Genomic DNA, 21,033 nt, shown 5'->3' on the forward strand with positions numbered 1-21,033 from the left:
CCGGCCCTTACAGCACGCCCGTGGCCTTGGTGAGCAGCCAGATGCCGACCACCAGCAGGATCGCGCCCACGGCCACCGTCAGCCCGAACTGGCCCCAGGTGGCGCGGCCGGTGTGGATCTCCGAATAGCGCGTGTAGGCGTGGTAGCACACCCCCACGAACATCGAGGCGACCACGAGCAGCGCAACCAGCAGCACGATGTCGTAGCCGTAGTTCTGCAGCGTCTGCATGATGCCGCTGCCCGTGCCACGCGACGGGTCCTCGATGGTCGGCAGACCCTGCGCCATAGCCGACAGCGGCAGGCCCAGCAATGCCAGCGGCGCGAGGGCGGAGGTGGTGAGGCGGCGGGAGATTGGAGGGGTCTTCATGGTGTCGGGCCTTTCGTCGGGGTCAGGACAGGAGGAAGTAGGTCAGCACCAGGTACATCGCGACGAAGCGCACGACGACGCCCAGGAACTGGCGTTGGGAGAGGCGTTGCTCGGCCCAGCCCGTATAGGCGGTGCGCATGGCCCACACGCCCCATAGCAGCAGGACGGCGAACACGAGGCTGAGCACGACGGTGGCGACGACCGAGGGTGTGAAGCCGCCGTTGGCCTGAAAGGCGCTGATCTGGGCGGCGTTCATTGGGCCTCCTCGCCGTCGGAGGGGCGGTTGGATTGGCGGTAGTCGCCGAGCAGTTCGATCGGATCGCGCGGCTGGGCGCGCTGGGGTGTCAGGTAATTGTGGAGGCCCTGGCGGATGCGCTCGACGTCCTGTTGCAGGCGGGCGTAGTCGAAGTGATAGCGGGCGCGTTCCTGCGGCGCGGTGTTGGCCGCGTGCTCGACCAAGCGGTCGATCAGGTCGACTTGGCGAACCAGGGCTACAAGCTGTTCGCGCTCGACGGCGTCGTTTGCTGTGGCTGCAGGTTGCCAGAGCATGAGTCCGGCCAGCAGCAGCGCCTCCGAAAGGCTCGTCCCAAGCACTTGACTGTCGATCCGGTGCGTCATGCCAATTCCCGTCGGGGTGAATGGCATGATGCTGCGGCAATGTCATCGGAGATGCCTCAATCAAAGCGAACAGCAGAGTGACCGGATTGGTGTATCGAAGCGGGAGTCGGCCAGCCAAACTACAAGGCCTGCCACCACTGTCGAAACACTCGTTGCAATGTTGCGTTTATTTCGTTTTTCGACTGTTCCGTTCTAGAATGCGCTGTCATGCACTTCATCTGACCGAGCCCACAAATGAGTACCTCAGCGCATGCCCGCATGAAGCTGCCTGATGAACAGGAAGTCCAGCTGGCCTCCCGGGGAAAGCGTGCTCTCGCCTTCTGTCTTTCCGGCAAACGTAAAACCAGGCGCGTTCAGTTCTTCGATGACGCTGACCGTGCACATGAGATGGAACTGCCCGTCTCGACACTGCGCCTCGTAGAGGAAATTCTCGACGGACTGGCCAGAGGCGATGCAGTCAGGGTCATGTCGGTACACGCTGAGCTGACCACGCAGGAGGCCGCCGATCTGCTCAATGTGTCCAGACCCCACTTGGTGAAGCTCTTGGAGGATGGAGAGCTGCCCTTTCTTCGCACGGGCAAGCACCGACGTATTCGTCTTGCCGATCTGCTGCAGTTCAAGGGCGCGAGGGAGCAAGCCAGTGCGCAGGCCATGGATGAACTGAGCCGTCAGGCTCAGGAGCTGGGGATGTGATACGAATGAGTTCTTGTGAGATCGGCACAGTCAAATCTGCGATCAATGGCGAACATCAGGAAGGCAAGAAATGCCGATTCCGATAATCGACCTCTTTGCGGGCCCGGGAGGGCTCGGAGAGGGGTTTGCGTCTCTCAGGGGACGCAGACGGCAGCCATTCTTCGAGATCGGGCTATCTATCGAAAAGACGCAGGTCGCGCATCGCACGCTGATGCTGCGAGCGGCATTCAGGCGCCTGCGCGGCACCAGGGATGTCAGGCATTACTACAGCTACATACGCGGTGAGATCGACGAGGCCACATTTCGCCGGATCCCTGCCGTGGCCAGTGCCTTCGAGCACGCCGTCAGGGAGGCGAGATGCCTGGAGCTTGGCAAGTCCGATGAAGCCAGCATCGACGCCGAAATCCGGGCTGCACTGAATGGAAAGGAGACCTGGGTACTTATCGGAGGTCCACCCTGCCAGGCATATTCGCTGGCGGGACGGTCACGGCGTGCCAACGACAAGAACTTTCACAAGGACGAGAAGCACTTTCTCTACAAGGAGTACCTGCGGATCATCCAGGTTCACAGACCGACCATCTTCGTGATGGAAAACGTCAAGGGACTGCTGTCGTCGAAACACTCAGGGAACCCGATGTTCGAGAAGATCATTGCGGATCTGTCCTCGCCCGCAGAGGGGCTGGAGTATGAAATTCGCTCTTTCACCAAGAGGGGAAACAGCGACTCCCTGGAGCCCGCAGACTACCTCATCCATTCCGAACGCTATGGAATTCCCCAGAGCAGGCATCGAGTGATCCTGCTTGGAGTTCGGAAGGGCCTGGGCGTCCCTCAGCATCAGTTGTTGATGCCCGTATTCAAGCCTGTGACTGTCGGGCAGACCATTGACGATCTGCCGAGGATTCGGAGCAGACTCTCCAGAGGGGACTCGACGGAAGCATGGCGAAAGGCCGTTCAGGCCGCGCCTGCCTGCGTAAAGGGATGGCGGGCGGAAGACAAGGCCGCCATGACGGACTCGATGCGTACCTTTGCCGCTGCAGCGACCAGCTCCAGCGCGGGAGGAGCCTTCATTTCGCGGAAGTACAGAAGGCCGAAAGAACCGACCGAGCTGCAGCAGTGGCTGCATGATCGAAGCCTGGGAGGCATATGCCAGCATGAAGCGCGGTCGCACATGGCTTCCGATCTTGCCCGATACCTTTTTTCGGCAGCCTTTGCCCATTCGCGGGGGTATTCCCCTGGACTGGATGTCTTCCCACCAGAGCTGTTGCCCGATCACCTCAATGTGCAATTCCGGAGCGAGGCCGACGTCATTCCGTTCAAGGACCGGTTCCGCGTACAGTGCAGAAACCAGCCAGCAACCACGGTCGTGGCGCATATTGCCAAAGACGGCCACTATTACATTCACTACGACCCTTCCCAGTGCAGGAGTCTCACCGTCAGGGAGGCGGCACGCCTGCAGACGTTTCCCGACAACTATTTCTTCGCGGGCAACCGCACGGAGCAATATACTCAAGTTGGAAATGCCGTTCCTCCGCTGCTGGCGTACAAGTTGGCCAAGATCGTGCGCAACATGCTGAACGAGATGAACAGAAAGAACTGCAGCCAAGTCAGTGACCGCATGTACAACAAACCGATGGAAAGCGCACAGCACGGCGTTTCCGAGAAGGTTCAAGTCCCGTTGCTTGCAGTGGCAGATTGACCGATCACCATAGCTTCGTCATCGCCATGCAGCCACTCCTCAACCGATCGCGCAGTGTCCTCGACCGAACGCTTCAGGGCGCACTCCCAGACGGTGGCCACGCGCCAGCCAAGAGCCCGGAGCGCCTCCACGTGCCGCCTGTCGCGGTCGACATTGCCCAAGAACTTCCGTTGCCAGAACTCTTCGTTGGTCCGGGGTGTGGTGGTGTAGCGGCAGCCTTCGTGTCGATGCCAAAAGCAGCCGTGGATGAACACCACCGCTCTGCGCTTCGGGAACACAAGGTCGGGGGAGCCCGGCAGCGTTCTGACATGAAGTCGATATCGGAACCCCTTGGCGAAAAGAAGGGAGCGAAGAGTCCGTTCCGGCCAAGTGTCCTTTCCGCGAATGTTCGACATCATGCGGCTGCGCTGAGGGGTGGTCGGGACGCGCATGGCCTTGGGGGCATTTCACTTGGATGTCTGCAGAAACCACTACTTCACGCATCCTCAGCCAATCCAGTCGAGGGGACGCGATCCGCGAGAGGGCTTCTGGAAGCTTAGCATGCAGCTGATTCGCGAGAAATCACGAGGGGTATCTTGATGGCACGGGAACACAGACACCCACCAAGTGCGGCCTGCCTTTCGGCGTCGATGAGGGATCTGGGATACTCGCTCGAAACGGCCATCGCGGATCTGATCGACAACAGCATTTCTGCCTGCGCAGACAGGATCGACATCGTTTGCGATGTCTCCGGTGAGCAACCTCTTGTCGTCATTCTCGACAACGGCCAGGGAATGACGGAACGCGAGCTGCTGGCTGCAATGCGTCATGGAACTGGCAACCCTAGGCAGGTACGCTCACCAAAGGATCTCGGGCGCTTTGGTCTCGGGCTCAAGACGGCGTCGTTCTCTCAATGCCGGTCCCTGACTGTGGTGACTACGACGGGTGCTTCCATCTCCGGTGCCGAATGGAGCCTGGATCGCATCGATGTTGCAGACGACTGGATTCTGAGCGTTCTTGATGGGAGCGATATCGCGGCATTGCCTTATGTCGAGCGCCTTGACAAGCGCGGGACTGCCGTCATCTGGCGAGAACTCGACCGGTTGATGGAGGACGAGGCAGGCGATCGTCGGCAGGAAATCGTGAACGAGAAGCTTGAGGCGGTGGGTCGGCACCTTTCCCTCGTTTTTCATCGATTCCTTTCGGGCGAGGTCAAGGGGCATTCCAGAATTTCGCTCACCATCAATGGCCGTCCCATTGCCGCTTTCGATCCCTTCTGCAGGAAAAATCCTGCAACTCAGGTGCTTCCGGAGGAGATCGTCCGCATTGGTGATGCCGAGGTGCGTCTGCAGCCCTACGTGCTTCCTCACCACAGTCGGCTGTCCGCGTCCGAGTACGACTACTACCAGGATCGCAGCGACTTCATCTCCAATCAGGGGGGCTACATCTATCGAAACGGCCGTCTGATGGCCTGGGGCGACTGGTTCAGACTCGTGCCGAAGGGTGAGGCCACCAAGTTGGCGCGGGTACAGATCGACTTTCCCAACAGTCTGGACGAAGCCTGGACCATCGACATCAAGAAATCGCGTGCCCGCCCGCCGCATGCGGTGCGGGAGCGCCTGCGTCAGATCATCAACAGGATCACTGCCCGCAGCGTGACGGTGCATCGGGGACGCGGGCAGAGGCTTTTTCAGGAAAGCCAGGCCCCGTTCTGGGAGCGCTACGCCGATCACGGCGGCATCCGTTTCGCAATCAACGAGCAGCACCCGCTCATCGCATCCCTGGGCACAAGACTTTCGCCCGAGAATGCGGATCTGCTTCGTGTCCTGCTGGATTCGATTGCCGCCGCCCTGCCGGTGGAGATGATCTATTCCGATTACTCGACCCATCCGCGCGAGATCAACCAGAGGGGGGTGGATGAAAGTCAGACTCTGGAGCGCCTGAAGAGTCTCAGGAAGGTGCTCTACGGCGACGGGCCGGGCGACCCGAATGCCTTTCTCCAGATCGTGCGCTCGACGCACCTTTTCGATGGCCAGATCGAACTGGCCGAAAAATTCATCAGCGAGACCTTTGCATGAGCCTCACAGTCATCACGGAAGAACGGAACATCGCCAACGCGCTCATCTCGGGTCTTGCCAACATGGCCGAGACGCCGACGCGCGAGCAGGTGGAGGAGAAGGCGAGACAGATCGCCGCGATCTTCGGCTATACGGGTGATCTCCGCAATATCGTCACCGAGGCGATGATCTCGGTCGACACGCGCATGGGCGCCGGTGTTTCGTTGGTGGATGTCACTGCGAAGCATGATGATCAGTGGGTCCACAAGCGTGAGGATGTCGCCTGGACCTATGCGGAATCCTATGGAAACTTTCTTCTCAAGGAAGGTTGGCCACCGCAGATGGTCCAGTCGCTGAGCGATGTGACGACCCGCATTCTCGGCCACCTGCAGGACCCGTTGAGCGAGGGCACAACTTGGAACCGTCGCGGACTTGTCATCGGTCATGTGCAGTCGGGCAAGACGGCCAACTACACCGGCCTGATAGCACGCGCCGCCGACGCTGGCTACAAGTTCATCATCGTCGTCGCCGGCATTCACAACAATCTGCGAAAGCAGACGCAGCAGCGCATCGATGAGGCTTTCATCGGCCGATCCAGCGATCCCGAGGATCGTCGCAACATCGGTGTCGGCCTCGCGCCGGGCTATCCGCATCCGGCCACCCTCACCAACATCAACGAGGACTTCAACAAGAACACGGCGGAAAAGAGCGGCTGGAAGATCAACGACTTCAGCAAGCCGATCATTCTGGTCATCAAGAAGAACGTCACGACGCTCACGGCTCTTTACAAGTGGCTGAAGGAGCTGAACGCCGAGGGCGATGGCCGGATTTCCGACGTGCCGATGCTGCTGATTGACGACGAGGCCGACAACGCGTCGATCAACACGAACAAGGAGGATCTGGATCCGACCCGAACGAATGCGATGATCCGGCGCATCCTCGGGCTGTTCGCGAAATCGTGCTATGTCGGCTACACGGCGACACCGTTCGCCAACATCTTCATCAACCCCGACGCCTATGGCGATGATGTGCGTGAGGAGCTGTTCCCGCGCGACTTCATCTATTGCCTGGACGCGCCAACGACGTACTTCGGTGCCGAGAAGGTGTTCCTCGACGAGGCGACCAGTCAATCGATCGTGAGGCCGATCGACGATTGCGAGGATCTCATCCCGTACGCCCACAAGCGTGACGATCCCGTCCACGAGTTGCCCCCCAGCCTCTATCGCGCACTCGACGAATTCATCGTCGCCCGCGCCATCCGGAACCTGCGTGGGCAGACCGGCAAGCATTGCTCAATGATGGTCAATGTGTCGCGCTTCGTACCCGTTCAGAAGGCCGTGCGTGACTTCCTGAGTCTCAGGGAGAAGAAGATCAGGGAAGCGGTTCTCGCCAACTACGCGATGCCGGAAGAGGTTTCCTCAAGAAACGCGTACATGCAGGGCCTGAAGCATGCCTTCGATGCCGAGTATGCCGATGCTGGGTTTACCTGGGCGGAAGTGAAGACTGCCCTCAGCGGTGTCTTCGAGCATCTCCACCTCTATGTCATCAACAGCAAGAGTGACGAAGTGCTCGACTACGCCCGCTACGCGAAGGAAGGAGTCGGGTTGACCGCGGTCGCGGTCGGTGGTCTGAGCCTCTCCCGAGGCCTGACCATCGAGGGGTTGACCGTCAGCTATATGTACCGCAACACGAAGATGTACGACACCCTCATGCAGATGGGCCGCTGGTTCGGTTACCGGCCGGGCTTCGAGGACCTCTGCCGCGTCCATCTCTCGCGCGACTCGATCAACTGGTACTCCCACATCGCCGATGCCGCCGAAGAGCTTGTACAGCAGGTCAAGCGCATGCGGCGCGATCGCCTCAGCCCGAAGGATTTTGGCCTGTACGTCCGCTCGCATCCGGACAGCCTGCTGATCACGGCGGCGAACAAGATGCGATCGGGCCAGGAGGTCACGGTCGAGCAGAGTTTCAGTGGGCGACTGCGGGAGAGCTACATTGTCTCCACCGACCCCGACGTGAATGCCAGGAACCTTGCGCTGATCGCCGATCACTGGCGGAGTGGATTCGGCGGACGACCGGAGGAGTCCACCGAAAAGGGCGTCATCTTCAGGGACGTGCCCATCGAGGTGATCGACGACTTCCTCACCCGGTTCGAATGCCATTCGACCTTTGCCGGACAGAAGTCGGACGTGGCGAGCTATCTCGAACGGATTGCGACGAAGCGCCCGCTGGCCGATGTTCTGCTGATTTCCCCTTCGGGTGGCTCAGGCGGTGAAACCCCGTTCACCCTGAGGAATCAGGTGCGCGTCGTCGGGAAGGATCAGCCGAACGGCACTTCGTGGCGCCTGAACAAGGACAGGGTTGCCTCGCGTGGCGACGAGAAGCTCGGGCTCAGCGACGCACAACGCAATGAGGCCAGGACGCTGGCTGGCGGCGAAGATGGCTCAGGAGCGGTATCCGACACACATTACCGTATGGTCCGGAACAAGCCGCTCCTCATGATTCACAGCCTGGAGCCCAAGGGCGAGGCCGTGACAGGACCGATCGCCGCCTTCGGCGTCAGTTTTCCCTACGGGGACTATTCGACGACCATCAATGTCGTCGTGAACAAGGTCTGGCTCCAGCAGATGCAGGGTTACGCCGACGATCCTGACGAGGAGGATGACTACGATGCCTGAGTCCTCTCCGTGGGATGACATCGCCGTTCCGGGAGCGGACTTCAATGTCCGCCAGGTTGCGGCGGGAACGGCCGTGCCCTGTTTCTGGGGGCGTGATGCCGGTGGCGCCTGCCTGTTCATCGTGGAGCTTCAGGGCGACCACGCAGCCGAGTACCGGAAGAATGCGGTCACGGTGAACGGCATCGATGTCGATCTTCGTGCCGGAGATCAGGGGCGGCAGCACTTGGTCCTCACCCTAGAAAGGCAGGTCGACCGCGATCTCTTCGAAGGACTGTGCCGCACCCTTGCATCCTCGCTGGAGCACGCCACCGACTCGGCGAGTTCTCTCGCAGTCTCTCTGGCACACATCCGCCGTTGGAAGACCTTCCTGTCAGGCCGGAGTCAGCACCTGTCCATCGAGGAAGTCCGCGGTCTCTTCGCCGAAATCGTCTTTCTGACGGAACTGATCGATCGGCAGATGTTGAGCAGTGACGCCGTCGAAGCCTGGCTCGGTCCGGAACGATCACATCAGGATTTCATCTTTGGCAACACAGCCGTCGAGGTCAAATCGCTCTCTGGCGCAGAGCGGAGCAGCGTCCGCATTTCATCGGAAGACCAGCTCGAATCCCTGAACGATGCGCTGTTCCTGCGCGTGTACCGGCTGAGCAGTCTGGTCGACGCGGCAGGAGCTCGATCGCTCAACGAGATCGTCACTGCAGTCCAGGCACGGCTCGGCGAGGCGGACGCCGTCGAGGCCTTTGACCGGAAGCTGGTTGCGCACGGCTATGCGCCGCTCCCTGACTACGATGAGCCTCGCTTTGTCGTCAGCGACGTGCGCAGCTATCGTGTTGGTGACGGATTTCCGCGTCTGATGCGGTCGCAACTGCCGCCAGGGATTGCCAACGTGGCCTACGACATCAGGCTGGAAACGATTGCTCCGTACGAGTGTGACGAAGCAGCCATCTTCGGGGAGGATTGATGGAACAGACCGGCGAAGAATTCTTCCACGACTTCCGACAGGAACTTCTGGCGGGCGCCGAGGCCAATGGCAGCTTCCAGCTCTCCGAATTCATGGAGGCCATCGCGAACGACCTTGTCGAGACAGGCTTCACGGAAGGGTTCGAACTCTGCCATTTCCGGGCGCAGCGTGGTATGCGCGTGGACGGCTACTGGTTTAATGACGAAGGAGTTCTGGACCTCTTCATCGCGGACTTCGACTCCCGAAACGAGCTGGCATCGCTCACGAGAACGGAAGTGGCCGCGGCATTCAAGCGTGTTGCTAACTTCTTCGAGGCCAGTGCCAACAAGGGCCTGGCCGGCGAACTGGAGGTCACATCGCCGGAGTACGGCCTTGCCAGGCAGATTGCCGATCGCAAGGATGCCATTCGGCAGGTCAACCTGGTTCTCTTCTCCGAGCGCACGCTCAGCGACAAATTCCAGGCTCTTCCCGATGCGGAAGTGGCAGGTGTTCCGGCTGCTCACCACATCTGGGACATCTCACGACTTCATCGTCAGCGAAGCTCCCGCAGCCACAAGGAGCCACTCGACCTCGACTTCGAGCAGATGTTCGGCACGGGCATCGCCTGCCTTCCCGCACACCTGGGGACCGATGCCTATCAATCCTATCTGATGGTCATGCCTGCCGAGGTGCTGGCGACCCTGTACGAAAGATTCGGAGCGCGTTTGCTTGAGCAGAACGTCCGTACGTTCCTGCAGGCGCGCGGCAATGTGAACCAGGGAATAAGGGCGACGATCCTGAACGAACCTGGGATGTTCTTTGCCTACAACAACGGGATCACGGCTACTGCACAGAGTGTCGAGACCGCGACGACGGATTTCGGTCTGGCGATCACAAGGGTTGTCGACCTTCAGATCGTCAATGGGGGCCAGACCACAGCATCGCTGTTCCATACACGGAAGCGGGACAAGGCAGATCTTTCCCAGATATTCGTCCAGTTGAAGCTGTCCGTCATCGACAGCCAACAGAGCGAAACGGTCGTTCCAAGGATATCGGAGTACGCGAACACCCAGAATCGGGTGAATGCCGCAGACTTCTTCTCGAACCACCCGTTCCATGTGCGGATGGAAGGGTTTTCCCGGCGGATCTGGGCGCCGGCGCAGAAGGGCGCCCCGCGCGAGACGCGGTGGTTCTATGAGCGCGCACGCGGCCAGTATGCCGATGCACAGTCGAAGCTCACACCTGCGGAACAGCGTCGCTTCAAGGCGGAGCATCCCAAGCCACAGATGTTCACGAAGACGGATCTTGCGAAGTTCGAGAATGTCTGGGATGACCACCCCAGGTGGGTGAATCTTGGCTCCCAGAAGAACTTTGCGCGCTACGCCGCCCGAATCGGCAGCGAGTGGGAGAAATCATCCGACGCGTTCAATGAGTTCTATTTCAAGAGGGCTGTCGCGCGCGGGTTGATCTTCCGCGCCACGGAGCGCATCGTTTCTGCACAGCCCTGGTACAACGGCGGGTACCGAGCAAACATCGTGGCCTACACGCTGGCGGTACTCGGTGACATTACGAAGCTCAGGAAGGAGAGCATCGACTTTCTGGGCATCTGGAATGCGCAGAAGGTCGACCCAGTGCTCGAAAGTGCCATCGCTGTTGTGTCGGGGGTCGTGAACGACGACATCATCAGACCACCGCAAGGCATTTCCAACATTTCCGAGTGGTGCAAGAAGGAGGCGTGCTGGACGAGGATACAGGCTCGTACCGACGCCATTGCCAATCTCCTCCCGCCCGAGTTCTACGATCGACTTGTTCCGCAGGATGATCAGGCAGCGATCGTGAAGACTGCGAAGCAGACGCAGAGGATCGACAACGGCATCGAGGCGCAGCGAAAAGTGCTGGCTGTTCCCGCTGCGGAATGGGCTCGCATTCATCAGTCGCTGCTTGAGAAGGATCTGCTCACGCCGAAGGAGGACGGCGTGCTCAGGGTGGCCATGCAGATACCTGCGAAAATTCCCACCGAGAAGCAGTGCGCGATTCTTCTCGACGCCCTTGAAAAGGGGCGTGTGGAAGGGGTTGTGGTTGATGGCTAGGTTCTCAACGCGAGCGGGATGCCTTCTGCCAGCTCGAACATAAGGGCACCTCGAATAACGCGGGGTTTTCGTTGAATCCCGCCGCCAAACAATGACAGCGACCGAACTCGGTTCAATTTCTCCGGCAAATCACCGCTTTTCTCTGCGGTGTCGCCCCGTTTTCTCTTCGAATCGCCCTGGAAACCGGCGATTCGGCCCATTTCGGGCGTCAAAAAGCCTCGATTCCGGCCTTCTGGAAGTACACCAGCCGCTTCAGGTTGTAGCAGGTGGCCATCATCGTCATCGCAAAGTTCGCCCGCGCCTGGCCGATCGTGCGGATCAGCTTGCCGCCCATCTGATCGATGGCCGCGAACACGTGCTCGACACGGGCGCGCGTCTTGGCGATGCGATGGTTACGCCCTTGCTGACACTCAGACAGCGGCTTGTTGCGCGTACCCTTTCTCTGAATCTGGTTCCGGTAACCCTTGTCCTTCAACCAGTCTTCACGCCCCTTGGACGTGTAGCCCCGGTCCGCATAGACGTCTCGGCTCGTGTTCAGGGTGTAGAACACGCTCTCGAAGTGCTGGCTGTCGTGGATGCTGGCCGTACCCGTCTCGATCTTGCGGATGACCTTGTACTTCTTGTCGACGTTGATCGAGAGCTTGTAGCCGAAGTGACTCTTGCCGTGCTTCTTGGTCCAGGTGGCATCGGTGTCTTTCTGGCGCCGTTTGGCCGGTTTCCAGTCGGCCGGCATCGCCCCTTCCTTGACGAGCTTGTTCTCTTCACGGCTGTTGCGTTGCTTGGGCGCGGGCACCAGCGTGGCGTCGATGATCTGACCACCGCGGGCGATGAAACCGCGCTTGAGCAGTTGGGCCGACACGCCGTCGAACAGGACCTTCGCGCCGGCTTCACCGATGCGATTCTCGAACGTCCACATCGTCGTTCGATCCGGAATATTGATCGCGCTGGCCAACCCGCAGAAGCGCTTGTAGCTCATCCGGTCAAGCAACTGATACTCCATCTGTTCATCCGACAGGTTGTACAGCCGCTTCAACACCAGAATGCGTACCATCGTCTCGGTCGGATACGGCGGACGACCGCCTTGCGGACTCACCGGACGCGGCGCCACCCGATCCACTTCCGCCGCCAACGCCCCGAAGTCGATGTACGACTCGATTTCGGCCAGTGGATCTCCGAGCGTGTCGATCTTCTTGCGGTGATGCTCGTCGGCGAACAGGTCGGTCTTGATGGCGGTGCGTTTCTTCATGGCTGGCGGCAGAGAACGAAATCAGGACAATCCAATTTTACCAATCACAGAGGTGCCGAGGTTTTTCGAGGCGCCCATAAAGCGAAACATTTGCCTATGGGCTCAGCGGTCAGTAACTTTTTCGAATCACTCAACAAAGAAGAGGCCAAGCTGGTTCCTCGGCTGGCTGGCGACCGTCTTGGCATCCAACTCAGGTGCGCGCTGAGTGAGCTCGACTGGTACTACTACAACATCACAAGAACTCAAGAACCAACCTTCGAACAGCAAGAGCACTACTACATTCTCCAGCTTGGGGTGGTTCGACTGATCCATCTCGCGCTCAGCAGTCGTCCATCGTTCGATGTCCCGGTGGTCTCTTTTCCAAGGCGGCCCGAACTGTCGAAGGCCGTTCTGGAGCTGGCCTCAGCTCTGGGAATGATTCAACACGGTCGCCGTATCGCTCAGTACGTTGCCATGGGCGTGGGCGAAATTTCTGAAGGCGAGCAAGGCGAGTTCAACGTGATGCTGCCAGAAAAACTCGTCAACAGCTCCGGCCATGAGCAGGATGTCCTTGAGGGGTTTACATCTGAATCCAAGAAGCGATTCGAGCGTCTCATGCAGGTGGAGCCGATTCGGAAGTTGGAGAGGGAAGTGGGGGAGAAGCTATCTGCCCTAGTTCGACCATGGGGAACTCATTTCATTGGATATGACGCCGATCCACTGCTCGACGACTACTTCTTCGGTCTGGCCTACCACAGTATCCAATTGCAGGAAGGTTTCGACAGCTTTCACTATGCCCTGAGGTTCGGAGGTGTGCGTTACCAGCACTATGTCCTCGCTCTCACCTTCTTGCTGTCGAATTCCATGAGGCACGAGAGATTTGCGGAAGCGCTGGTCAATAAGGATGGATCGATAAGGCTGGAGAACGTGCTCACCATTACCTCAGACGTTGAGCCGTTTATTGCAGATCTAAGGGAGGCAGTAAACTACTTTGGCAGCGCTTATGATGACTTCGAAGAATTAGGAGTGGATGAGGCGAGAACTGTGTTTGATGTTCTTTCCTGCGGTAGGCACAGCTTGGAGCTTGTGTCTGCGCCCGGCTCCCCGACGCCTCTGATTGTACAATGCTCTGAGCAGGGGTTCATTCGGTGTCTTTCGGGGGCGCGAAGCGAGCCTGTGAGGTATATGCTTGAGGCATTAAGGCTCCGTTTTCAGAAGGATTACGACCGAAATCAGTGCTCGAGAGAAGTGTCTCTGCAGAAGGCTGTCAAACGAATTCTGGGGGCGTCCTTCAATGGGCTTGATTTTATTGAGAATTTAAAAGTTAAGTCCGACGGGAAAATGCTGACAGACATCGATCTTGTCGTGATTGAGAGAACTACTGGAATCATCCTGTTATGCCAATTGAAGCATCAGGATCTTTATGGATTCAATCTTCATACGGAGCGAACCCGCGGCGGTCGTCTTGTGGAACAGGTCGATGGATGGCTGCAAACCGTCGACAGTTGGCTCTATAGTGTTGGGCAGGAAGGATTCCGAGGCGCTCTGCGGCTTCGCGCTACCATTCCAGATCTTCAGATTTATCGAATGGTTATCGCAAGGCATTATGCTCATCAGTTGAAGGATATTGCCTTGCTGCGGAAGGCGCTTTATGCAAATTGGCCTCAACTGCTGCTGGCGACAGAAATCGCGTCACGGGAGTCCGCTGAACGTGGATTGATTGAACTTGTCGAGCGGATCGTTGAGATTCCCGATTTGCAGTCTGCTTATGAACATCAACCTGAAAGTCGAGCGAAGTGGACTGTGGGTGGTCTGACTTTCTCGACGTTCCAGGCAGGCTGCTGAATGATATGGAAATTGAATAGAATCTCCGCCAAGCACGGATGCTTCTTAGAACATCGCTGCCGTGATATTCGTGGTCATCGCAAGCCCCCTGCGGGCTAAGCAACGGGGTTGGGGCACCAGCAACTCTAGGTAGGTCAGCCACGGCAGCAACGCCAGCGCCGCCTTCGACAGTTCGTCAATGAAATCGGATTTCCGGCTGCCACCGGTCTGGAGAAACATCGGACGCGCTACACCTGCCTTCGGATTAAAACTTGATCGACATTACGTATTGTGCTTCACAACTAGGCCTATCAGCAGAGCATCCTTGATAGGAAGGTATCAGAACAGAGAAATAGGAGCGTCTATGCCGCGGTTGAGACCTCGGGCAAGGATAGTCAGGACCATTGGGGACCAGCTCATCAGCGGTCCTGAGGCAGCTCTCATCGAGCTAGTCAAGAACGCTTTTGATGCTGACTCACCCTCCGTGCATATCGCGATCGTTCCGCCTGAGGATGGGCGGTGGGAGGGTGATGCGGGCCTTATCACGGTGACTGACGCTGGTCACGGTATGTCGGCCGCAGATCTTGTCGACAAGTGGTTTGAGCCTGCGACCAGCGACAAGGTGGAACGACGTCTCAGCCCCGGCGGTCGCATCATGCTCGGCGCCAAGGGTGTTGGCCGTTTCGCGACGGCCAGGCTCGGGCGGTTGCTCCACCTCCGGGCGGCACGCAAGGTATCAGGGCGCAGGCTTGAAGTCAGTGAAATCCAGATCGACTGGAGGCACTTTGAGCAATCCAAGTACCTCGACGAGGTGGAGATCGACTTGGCTACCAAGCCTGGCGAGCGTGATGAAGTACCTGGGGTTGCGCTTCAGATTAGAGCACTGAGAGACCATTGGACGAAGAAGCAACTGGAAGCTCTGGTTCGCGAGCTGCGTCGCATGGTGTCACCCATCGCGACCAAGGAGGGAGACTTCCGGATATATCTCGACTTGTCTGGATTCACGCAAGACGTACACGGTTTCGATGGGCCGCGGCTGGTCTCCGGCGCACTTGATCTCATCGAGAGTGAGGACGCCGGCTCGCGGGACCCCACCGAGATCCGGCCCCTCAGTATCGATCGTGTTTTCCACTACATGGTGAAGGGGGCGTTCGATGCGAACGGGCGCTTCAAGGGGACCTTTATAAACCAGCGTGGAGACGCCAAGCCACAGTCCATCGAGATTCCTGCATCGGAGCTGACAGCGGAAGAGGAGCCTTGCGGCAAGGCCAGCCTGCGATTGAACATTTACGATCGAGAAGGCGATGCGATTGTGGAGTTATTCCAGAAGCTGGGTCTGGGGGCCATTGGCCGCCTTGATGCCAGAAGAGTGCTTGATGAGAATATCGGGATAGGAATCTATCGAGGAGGTTTTCGAATCCGTCCCTATGGCGATGCGGAAACCGATTGGCTCGAACTGGAGCGCATGAGGGTCCAGAATCCTTCACGAAAGTTGGGCCTGAATCAGGTCTGGGGTGTGGTAGAGATTCCCGATGAGAATGCCTCGGGTCTAGTCGAACGGAGCAGCCGGGAAGGTCTTGAACACAATGGCTCGTTCGTCCGGCTCAAGCGCCTGATAGCCGACGTACTTGCTCACGTTGAGTCGATGCGACAGGACTTCCGGCAGAGTGCTGGTCTCAGCAGAAAGACGACCGTTGATACCGGTGAGGTCAGAAGCAAGGCCAATCTGCGAGCGACGAGCAGGGTAGTGGCGGATCTGCCGCTCAAGTATCGGGAGAAGGTCGAACGCGCGATCAGGCAGGACAGTGCAGCACTGAAAACATCGATCGACGAGCTTGAGACCTATCAGCAGGCTTTGGCGTCCAGATCAGCGCTCGGTCTGGTTGTGGCCCAGGTTCTGCATGATGGACGTCGATTCCTCTCTGACATTTCTACACGGTCCAAGAGACTCGCCGACGGAGCCCCGCGGCTTGAAGAGCAGAGCGCCTTCGGAAGGCACTTTCGGAGCACGTTCGGAAAGGACGCCGGTTCAATCAGCCAGTCGGCCGGACATCTGAGCAAGTTGTTCAAGTCGCTTGATCCCATTTCGGGGAAGAGGCGTGGGCGTCCCAAGGCATTCAATGTCCAAGAGGTGTTGCGCCGATGCTTAACGCTCTTTAGTGATGCGATTGCCGACACGGCTATCGATGTGACCTATGACCTGCCTAATGAGGTCACGCTCGTCGTTGGCTATGAGTCTGATCTTATGGCTGCGGTTCTCAATGTCATCGACAATGCCGTCCATTGGCTTGGGACGAGCCCGACGAAACCGAGAAGGCTCGTCTTTTCCGTCAGCCAGTCAAAGAAGTACGTTCGAATTTCGATCTCGAATAATGGGCCTTTGATCGACGAACGGTTCCATGCGCGGATGTTCAGCCCAGGCTTTTCTCTCAAGACCGAGGGTTCCGGGATCGGGCTCGCCATAGCCAGGGAGGCGATGCGGGCGAGCAAGGGGGACGTTGCCTTTGATGCCGAGGCGGATGAGACAACTTTCGCGATTGAGATGCAGAGGGCGCCGCAGAAATGATATCACCAGTCCCGGAATTGAAGATCCTCGTCGTGGAGGACGAGGATTCAAAGATACTCGAATGGAAGGATGCGATTGCCGCCCACAATGCGGACGAGGAGAACAAGGGCTTCCGTATCCAGATGACGACTTCCCAGAACGTCACGGATGCTAAGCGGCAACTTGATCTGCATCGACTTGATGCCGCTGTCGTGGATCTCCGATTGCAGGTTGAACCAGGTGTTGCCGAGATCAACAGTCAGGGCAATGATCTGGTTCGCCACATTCTTGAAGTCCAGCCTCTTGGTGTGGTGGTCTATACAGGGCAGCAGGCTGATGCCGATACGGCTAGCTACGACTGCCCTCAGGTCAGGGTCATGGACAAGGCCGACGGTATGGAGCAGGTCTTCACTTGGCTGGGAGAGAACAAGGATGTCTTCCTGCGACTGAGAGGTGCTAAGAGTGCGTTCAACAGAGAGACGGCCAGGGTATTCTTCCGTTCGATCTGGCCCCGCTGGAGTCACTGGACCAGTTCAACAGTGCACGGCGCGGATCTAACCGAAGTTGTTGCTCGTCATGTTGTTGCGCATGTGCATGACTCCATGCTTAACGCTGGTGGCGATGCAACGCACCCGGAAGAGGCTTATTTCGTTCCCCCGTTGAAGGCTCGACTCGATACCGGTGACCTTGTTCAATACGAAGGCGGATCATGGGTTGTGGTTACCCCACGCTGCGACTTGGCGAACCAGGGAAAGGTTGCAACGATCCTGTTGGCGTTTTGCGAGGACATCTCCAACAGTTGGAAAGAGTTGGAGGCTACTGACAGCGGTAAGTCGAAGGATAAGATGAAGAAACTGATACAACATGATGGAATGCCGAAACAGCATTTCCTGCATCCAATGCGGGACGCTGCCGGGCAAGCCAGAGGTCCATGGATGGTCCAGTTCCATAACTTAAAGGCCATCACCGCCGAACAGGCCTTCAATGAGCTCACGGGCCTCCGTTTCGCCTCGCTGTCCCCGTTGTTTATTCCTTCGTTGGTCGAGCGATTTGGTGCCTATTTCAGCCGGATAGGAACCCCGGACTATTCAAGTGATTGAGTTGGCAGACTCCCGCACCGGCAGGTTACTTTTCTGCGATCTCAAGGGTAGGACCAGTGACTATGAAGTCGAAGACTCGATGCCCCACACAACACCCCATCTCGCGCGCCAGCAAAGGATGTGCGCGTCTGAGGGTAGAGGCGACGGTAAAGGCCAATGTCAATCGCTATCCATCCGTTTAGCCATGTGGGTTTGCTAGACCTGTTGATGATGGCGTGGGCGGTCGCCATCCAAACCTGATCAGAACTCTGACTGAGAAGTAACGTGTGGTCTTGCTGGAGAAAACCGCCAATGGCCGACTGGATTTTTCAAAGGTACTTCTTGAAGCTCCCCACCGCGATGTTCACTGCCAGTCCAAGCAGCATCGCCCCCGGCAGCAGGACCAACAGCGGGTGCACGGACACCGGCAACGCCAGGTAAATCACCCACGGCAGCACCACCAGCGGCATCAGCGCGGCCTTGGCCCGGTGATACACGAAGCCCGATTCCCGCCCAGCGCCGAACTTGCGGATGTCGCGCCGCACCAGCCCGTCGACCACGCCGACGAAGGCCGCGAGCAGGAACAGCGGCAGCGTCAGCACCAGGACCAGCAGGCGGACGAGGAAGGTCAGCGTGGTGAAGGCGGCGGCGATCAGGTAGCTTTCGGTCCAGACGTAGACTTGGCTGAGGTAGTAGCGGAAGTCGCGACTGCTGCTGCGGCTGGGCGCGCTGGCCTGGGCTGAGGCGTCGCGCATCCATTCGAGCAGGCCGGTCTTCACGAAGATCCACTCGTAGGCGCCTTCCACCACCCAGCGCGCCGTGCGGCCGGGTTCCTGCACCACGGTGCTGCGCGTGAAGTGGGTGGAGATCTGCTCGAGCTCGTAATCGAGCATGCCTTGGGCGTGGCGCCATCCCTGGTCGGGCCAGAACAGGTGCATCCCGACGCACTCGATGACGATGGACAACAGCAGCGAGGCGACCAGCACGCCGAACAGGCGCCAGGGCAGGGTGATGAGACCGATGATCAGTCCATGCTGGCGTGCCCGTTGTTGCTGGATGGTGACAGCCGGGTCCTTCACGGCCGCGCCTCATCGTCCTGCGTGTCGGATGTTGCCGGCTGCGTTTCCCTGATCAGGTCCTCGGGCAGCGTGTCGTCATCCTGCAGGGCGGGCAGCGTCGGACCATCCCACCACTCGCCGGCCTCGGCGTAGTGCTGGCGCATGTAGCCGGCGAGGTGCTGGAGATCCCTGGGCATGACCTCGTCCGGATCGGGCGCCGGCAGCGGCATTCGGACCTTCCACAGGTTGCCGCCCTCGATGAGGGCGAAGCACTGGCCCTTGGGCAGGCCGACCACGTGCGCGGGCTCGATCAGGGGTACGCTCGACGTGCTGATGCGATCCTGCGCGTTGCTGGTGAAGTCGGTTGGGCCGTGGATGTCGGAACTGTCCGTGGCGCCGCTCACCAGGGTGGTCGTATAGACCTCGACCTTCGGCAGTTGCCGCGTCAGCAGCTCGGCGGTGGCGGTCTCGCGCACGCGCAGCATGAACAGGTTGTTGAAGTTGCCGATGACCTGGCCGGCCTTGGCACGGTTGCCGATGCGCGCCTCGATGTCCGAGAGCGTCTGCGTGTAGGCCGTGACCTGCATGCCGGCGCCGCCGCCCTTGTTGATGAGGGGGACGAACTCGTCGCCCATCAGCTCGTTGAACTCGTCCGCGTGGACGTTGATCGGCACCTTGGTATCGGCGGCCGCGCCCGGCAGGCCGTCGTCGATGCCGTGCTTGTAGATGTGACCGGCGACCGACACCAGGTCGCTGAACATGCTGTTGCCCACCGCGGCCGCCACCTCGGCGTCGGACAGCGCATCCAGGCCCACGTAGACCACCGCGCGCTTGCGGATGATCTGCATCCAGTCGAAGATCGGCCGCGGGTCGGTCAGGTCCGAGTAGTTCGGTGCCAGCAGCTGGGCGATCTTGCCCGTGGTGAGCTTCTCCAGCAGCGGCAGCAGCGAAGCCACGATCTTGTCGAAGTAGGTTCGGTCGTAACGGACCGCAGACCGCAGGCCGTCGAGCACCGGATCGTAGGTGCGCGCCTGCGACAGGTACTGCTCGAGCGCCACCACGCGCTTCTCGCGCCCGACCATGTGGCGCGGGATGGTCTTGTCGTTCAGGCGGCCTTCGAGTTGGACGATGATCTCCCAGGCCTTGGGCTCGGTTTTCGCGAAGAATTGCTGGGCGTACTCGATGAACAGGCCGTCGATGTTCACCACGTGCCGCTGGATCAGCAGGTAGTCCGGGCGCTGCCCCAGCTCGACCAGGGCGCGGGCAATGATGTTGACGAAGCGCCAGGCGAACTCGCGAAACGCCGCACTGTTGCCCTCGCCGGAGAGCTGGCCGGCGATGCGGGTGGCCACCTCGGAGATGCGCCCGAAGCGGCCAACGGCGTTGTAGCGGGCGCTGATGTCGGGCCAGCCGAGGTGGAAGACGTAGAACTCGCCCTCGCGCCCGGCGCGGCGGGCCTCGACGTACATGCGCTTGAGCAGGTCGGCATCGCCCTTGGGGTCGAACACGATCACGACCTCGTGCTCGCCGCCCACCTTGCGGCGGATGTCCTGGGTGATGAACAGCTCGGCCAGGCGGGTTTTGCCGACCCGCGTGGTGCCCAACACCAGGGTGTGGCCGACGCGCTCGCCCAGCGGCAGCGTGACGTCGACCTCGTGCGGCTCGATGCCGTGCAGGCGCGGCAGGCCGCCCACCGGCGGCAGGGGCCGGGCCGGGTTGAGCGGGCTGTCCCAAGCCAGCACGCGCGCCAGCTTCGACAGCGGTGGCGGCGCGAACTCCAGCCGCGCTTCCAGCCGGCGCGCCATCCGATAGAACGCCGTCGGCTCGGTGTAGCGGCGGAACTCGGGTTTGTACGTCTGCACCAGCCGGTGCGTGTGCCGTTGCTCCCAGCGGAAGCCGCGTCCGATGAACAGGCGGTGCTGGCTCACCGGCACGTCGCGGCTGGTCATCACGTAGCGTGGCAGACGGCGGATGTTGCGGCGGTAGCGCAGGATGGCCCAGGCATCGTGCAGGCGGATCGCACCGAACGCCAGGAACGCCAGCGCACTGCCGAGACCCATCAGCGGATTCAGCGCGAGCGACCACGGTGCCACCACGCACACCACCGCGGCGCCCGCGCAGACGGCAACGGTGTATAGCTCCACCGCTGGCCGCAGCAGGACTTCGACGGCATGCGGCTGGGCCATG

General features: G+C 59.6%; 17 protein-coding genes. 9 read left to right on the forward strand and 8 right to left on the reverse strand.

The window, feature by feature from the left end:
- Positions 1 to 7: 7 nt before the first annotated feature.
- The 3 genes from LQF09_RS08240 to LQF09_RS08250 are packed head-to-tail and all read right to left on the reverse strand — an operon-like array spanning position 8 to position 985.
- The gene (locus LQF09_RS08240; protein WP_270069636.1) at positions 8 to 367 is read right to left on the reverse strand and encodes a TIGR03745 family integrating conjugative element membrane protein; all 360 of its coding nucleotides are present in this window, start codon (positions 365 to 367) and stop codon (positions 8 to 10) included.
- A 22-nt stretch (positions 368 to 389) separates the two neighbouring features.
- Positions 390 to 623, reverse strand: coding sequence for a TIGR03758 family integrating conjugative element protein (locus LQF09_RS08245; RefSeq protein WP_270069637.1), 234 nt, complete (start codon positions 621 to 623; stop codon positions 390 to 392).
- Positions 620 to 985 carry an integrative conjugative element protein, RAQPRD family gene (locus LQF09_RS08250; RefSeq protein WP_270069638.1) on the reverse strand — a complete coding sequence of 122 codons (366 nt, stop codon included), beginning with the start codon at positions 983 to 985 and terminating at the stop codon, positions 620 to 622. The genes LQF09_RS08245 and LQF09_RS08250 overlap by 4 nt, the downstream gene beginning before the upstream one ends.
- A gap of 258 nt (positions 986 to 1,243) precedes the next feature.
- Here LQF09_RS08250 and LQF09_RS08255 point away from each other — a divergent pair, with 258 nt between their 5' ends.
- Together LQF09_RS08255 and LQF09_RS08260 are read left to right on the forward strand one after the other, a co-directional pair.
- A complete protein-coding gene (locus LQF09_RS08255; protein ID WP_270069639.1) occupies positions 1,244 to 1,678 on the forward strand; it encodes a helix-turn-helix domain-containing protein in 435 nt (144 codons plus the stop codon).
- 70 nt (positions 1,679 to 1,748) lie between these two features.
- Positions 1,749 to 3,374 (forward strand): DNA cytosine methyltransferase, encoded by a 1,626-nt coding sequence (locus LQF09_RS08260; RefSeq protein ID WP_270069640.1) that lies wholly within the window; start codon positions 1,749 to 1,751, stop codon positions 3,372 to 3,374.
- On the opposite strand, the gene LQF09_RS08265 is transcribed toward LQF09_RS08260, so the two are convergent.
- The gene (locus LQF09_RS08265) at positions 3,344 to 3,805 is read right to left on the reverse strand and encodes a very short patch repair endonuclease (protein WP_270069641.1); all 462 of its coding nucleotides are present in this window, start codon (positions 3,803 to 3,805) and stop codon (positions 3,344 to 3,346) included. The two genes, LQF09_RS08260 and LQF09_RS08265, sit on opposite strands and share 31 nt — an antisense overlap.
- Before the next feature lie 147 nt (positions 3,806 to 3,952).
- Between LQF09_RS08265 and LQF09_RS08270 the strand changes: the two genes are divergently transcribed.
- The 4 genes from LQF09_RS08270 to LQF09_RS08285 are packed head-to-tail and all read left to right on the forward strand — an operon-like array spanning position 3,953 to position 11,115.
- Positions 3,953 to 5,431, forward strand: a complete 1,479-nt coding sequence (locus tag LQF09_RS08270) for an ATP-binding protein (RefSeq protein WP_270069865.1) — start codon at positions 3,953 to 3,955, stop codon at positions 5,429 to 5,431.
- Entirely contained in the window at positions 5,428 to 8,088 is a 2,661-nt protein-coding gene (locus LQF09_RS08275) for a Z1 domain-containing protein (RefSeq protein ID WP_270069642.1), read from the forward strand. The genes LQF09_RS08270 and LQF09_RS08275 overlap by 4 nt, the downstream gene beginning before the upstream one ends.
- Positions 8,081 to 9,046, forward strand: a complete 966-nt coding sequence (locus tag LQF09_RS08280) for a PD-(D/E)XK motif protein (protein ID WP_270069643.1) — start codon at positions 8,081 to 8,083, stop codon at positions 9,044 to 9,046. The genes LQF09_RS08275 and LQF09_RS08280 overlap by 8 nt, the downstream gene beginning before the upstream one ends.
- Positions 9,046 to 11,115: an AIPR family protein gene (locus LQF09_RS08285; RefSeq protein WP_270069644.1), complete on the forward strand. Its 2,070-nt coding sequence runs from the start codon at positions 9,046 to 9,048 to the stop codon at positions 11,113 to 11,115. Before LQF09_RS08280 ends, LQF09_RS08285 begins: the two co-directional genes overlap by 1 nt.
- A gap of 208 nt (positions 11,116 to 11,323) precedes the next feature.
- On the opposite strand, the gene LQF09_RS08290 is transcribed toward LQF09_RS08285, so the two are convergent.
- Positions 11,324 to 12,361 carry an IS5 family transposase gene (locus LQF09_RS08290; protein WP_270068863.1) on the reverse strand — a complete coding sequence of 346 codons (1,038 nt, stop codon included), beginning with the start codon at positions 12,359 to 12,361 and terminating at the stop codon, positions 11,324 to 11,326.
- Between LQF09_RS08290 and LQF09_RS08295 the strand changes: the two genes are divergently transcribed.
- Complete coding sequence (locus LQF09_RS08295) at positions 12,314 to 14,185, forward strand: hypothetical protein (RefSeq protein ID WP_270069645.1); 1,872 nt, start codon at positions 12,314 to 12,316, stop codon at positions 14,183 to 14,185. The two genes, LQF09_RS08290 and LQF09_RS08295, sit on opposite strands and share 48 nt — an antisense overlap.
- A gap of 45 nt (positions 14,186 to 14,230) precedes the next feature.
- On the opposite strand, the gene LQF09_RS08300 is transcribed toward LQF09_RS08295, so the two are convergent.
- Positions 14,231 to 14,404, reverse strand: coding sequence for a hypothetical protein (locus LQF09_RS08300; RefSeq protein WP_270069646.1), 174 nt, complete (start codon positions 14,402 to 14,404; stop codon positions 14,231 to 14,233).
- A gap of 85 nt (positions 14,405 to 14,489) precedes the next feature.
- Between LQF09_RS08300 and LQF09_RS08305 the strand changes: the two genes are divergently transcribed.
- Positions 14,490 to 16,730 (forward strand): sensor histidine kinase, encoded by a 2,241-nt coding sequence (locus LQF09_RS08305; protein WP_270069647.1) that lies wholly within the window; start codon positions 14,490 to 14,492, stop codon positions 16,728 to 16,730.
- A 17-nt stretch (positions 16,731 to 16,747) separates the two neighbouring features.
- Complete coding sequence (locus LQF09_RS08310) at positions 16,748 to 17,809, forward strand: histidine kinase (RefSeq protein ID WP_270069648.1); 1,062 nt, start codon at positions 16,748 to 16,750, stop codon at positions 17,807 to 17,809.
- A 308-nt stretch (positions 17,810 to 18,117) separates the two neighbouring features.
- On the opposite strand, the gene LQF09_RS08315 is transcribed toward LQF09_RS08310, so the two are convergent.
- Together LQF09_RS08315 and traD are read right to left on the reverse strand one after the other, a co-directional pair.
- Positions 18,118 to 18,867, reverse strand: a complete 750-nt coding sequence (locus tag LQF09_RS08315) for a TIGR03747 family integrating conjugative element membrane protein (protein WP_270069649.1) — start codon at positions 18,865 to 18,867, stop codon at positions 18,118 to 18,120.
- Entirely contained in the window at positions 18,864 to 21,032 is a 2,169-nt protein-coding gene (traD, locus tag LQF09_RS08320; RefSeq protein ID WP_270069650.1) for a type IV conjugative transfer system coupling protein TraD, read from the reverse strand. Before traD ends, LQF09_RS08315 begins: the two co-directional genes overlap by 4 nt.
- Position 21,033 lies beyond the last annotated feature (1 nt).

The organism is Thauera sp. WB-2, from assembly GCF_027594845.1.
GTDB classification, from domain to species: domain Bacteria; phylum Pseudomonadota; class Gammaproteobacteria; order Burkholderiales; family Rhodocyclaceae; genus Thauera; species Thauera mechernichensis.

Bases quoted from the DNA above. Each gene is read 5' to 3' on its own strand.
- LQF09_RS08240 (WP_270069636.1), bottom strand. From the start codon at position 367: ATGAAGACCCCTCCAATCTCCCGCCGCCTCACCACCTCCGCCCTCGCG.
- LQF09_RS08245 (WP_270069637.1), bottom strand. From the start codon at position 623: ATGAACGCCGCCCAGATCAGCGCCTTTCAGGCCAACGGCGGCTTCACA.
- LQF09_RS08250 (WP_270069638.1), bottom strand. From the start codon at position 985: ATGACGCACCGGATCGACAGTCAAGTGCTTGGGACGAGCCTTTCGGAG.
- LQF09_RS08255 (WP_270069639.1), top strand. From the start codon at position 1,244: ATGAAGCTGCCTGATGAACAGGAAGTCCAGCTGGCCTCCCGGGGAAAG.
- LQF09_RS08260 (WP_270069640.1), top strand. From the start codon at position 1,749: ATGCCGATTCCGATAATCGACCTCTTTGCGGGCCCGGGAGGGCTCGGA.
- LQF09_RS08265 (WP_270069641.1), bottom strand. From the start codon at position 3,805: ATGCGCGTCCCGACCACCCCTCAGCGCAGCCGCATGATGTCGAACATT.
- LQF09_RS08270 (WP_270069865.1), top strand. From the start codon at position 3,953: ATGGCACGGGAACACAGACACCCACCAAGTGCGGCCTGCCTTTCGGCG.
- LQF09_RS08275 (WP_270069642.1), top strand. From the start codon at position 5,428: ATGAGCCTCACAGTCATCACGGAAGAACGGAACATCGCCAACGCGCTC.
- LQF09_RS08280 (WP_270069643.1), top strand. From the start codon at position 8,081: ATGCCTGAGTCCTCTCCGTGGGATGACATCGCCGTTCCGGGAGCGGAC.
- LQF09_RS08285 (WP_270069644.1), top strand. From the start codon at position 9,046: ATGGAACAGACCGGCGAAGAATTCTTCCACGACTTCCGACAGGAACTT.
- LQF09_RS08295 (WP_270069645.1), top strand. From the start codon at position 12,314: ATGCTCGTCGGCGAACAGGTCGGTCTTGATGGCGGTGCGTTTCTTCAT.
- LQF09_RS08290 (WP_270068863.1), bottom strand. From the start codon at position 12,361: ATGAAGAAACGCACCGCCATCAAGACCGACCTGTTCGCCGACGAGCAT.
- LQF09_RS08300 (WP_270069646.1), bottom strand. From the start codon at position 14,404: ATGTTTCTCCAGACCGGTGGCAGCCGGAAATCCGATTTCATTGACGAA.
- traD (WP_270069650.1), bottom strand. From the start codon at position 21,032: ATGGCCCAGCCGCATGCCGTCGAAGTCCTGCTGCGGCCAGCGGTGGAG.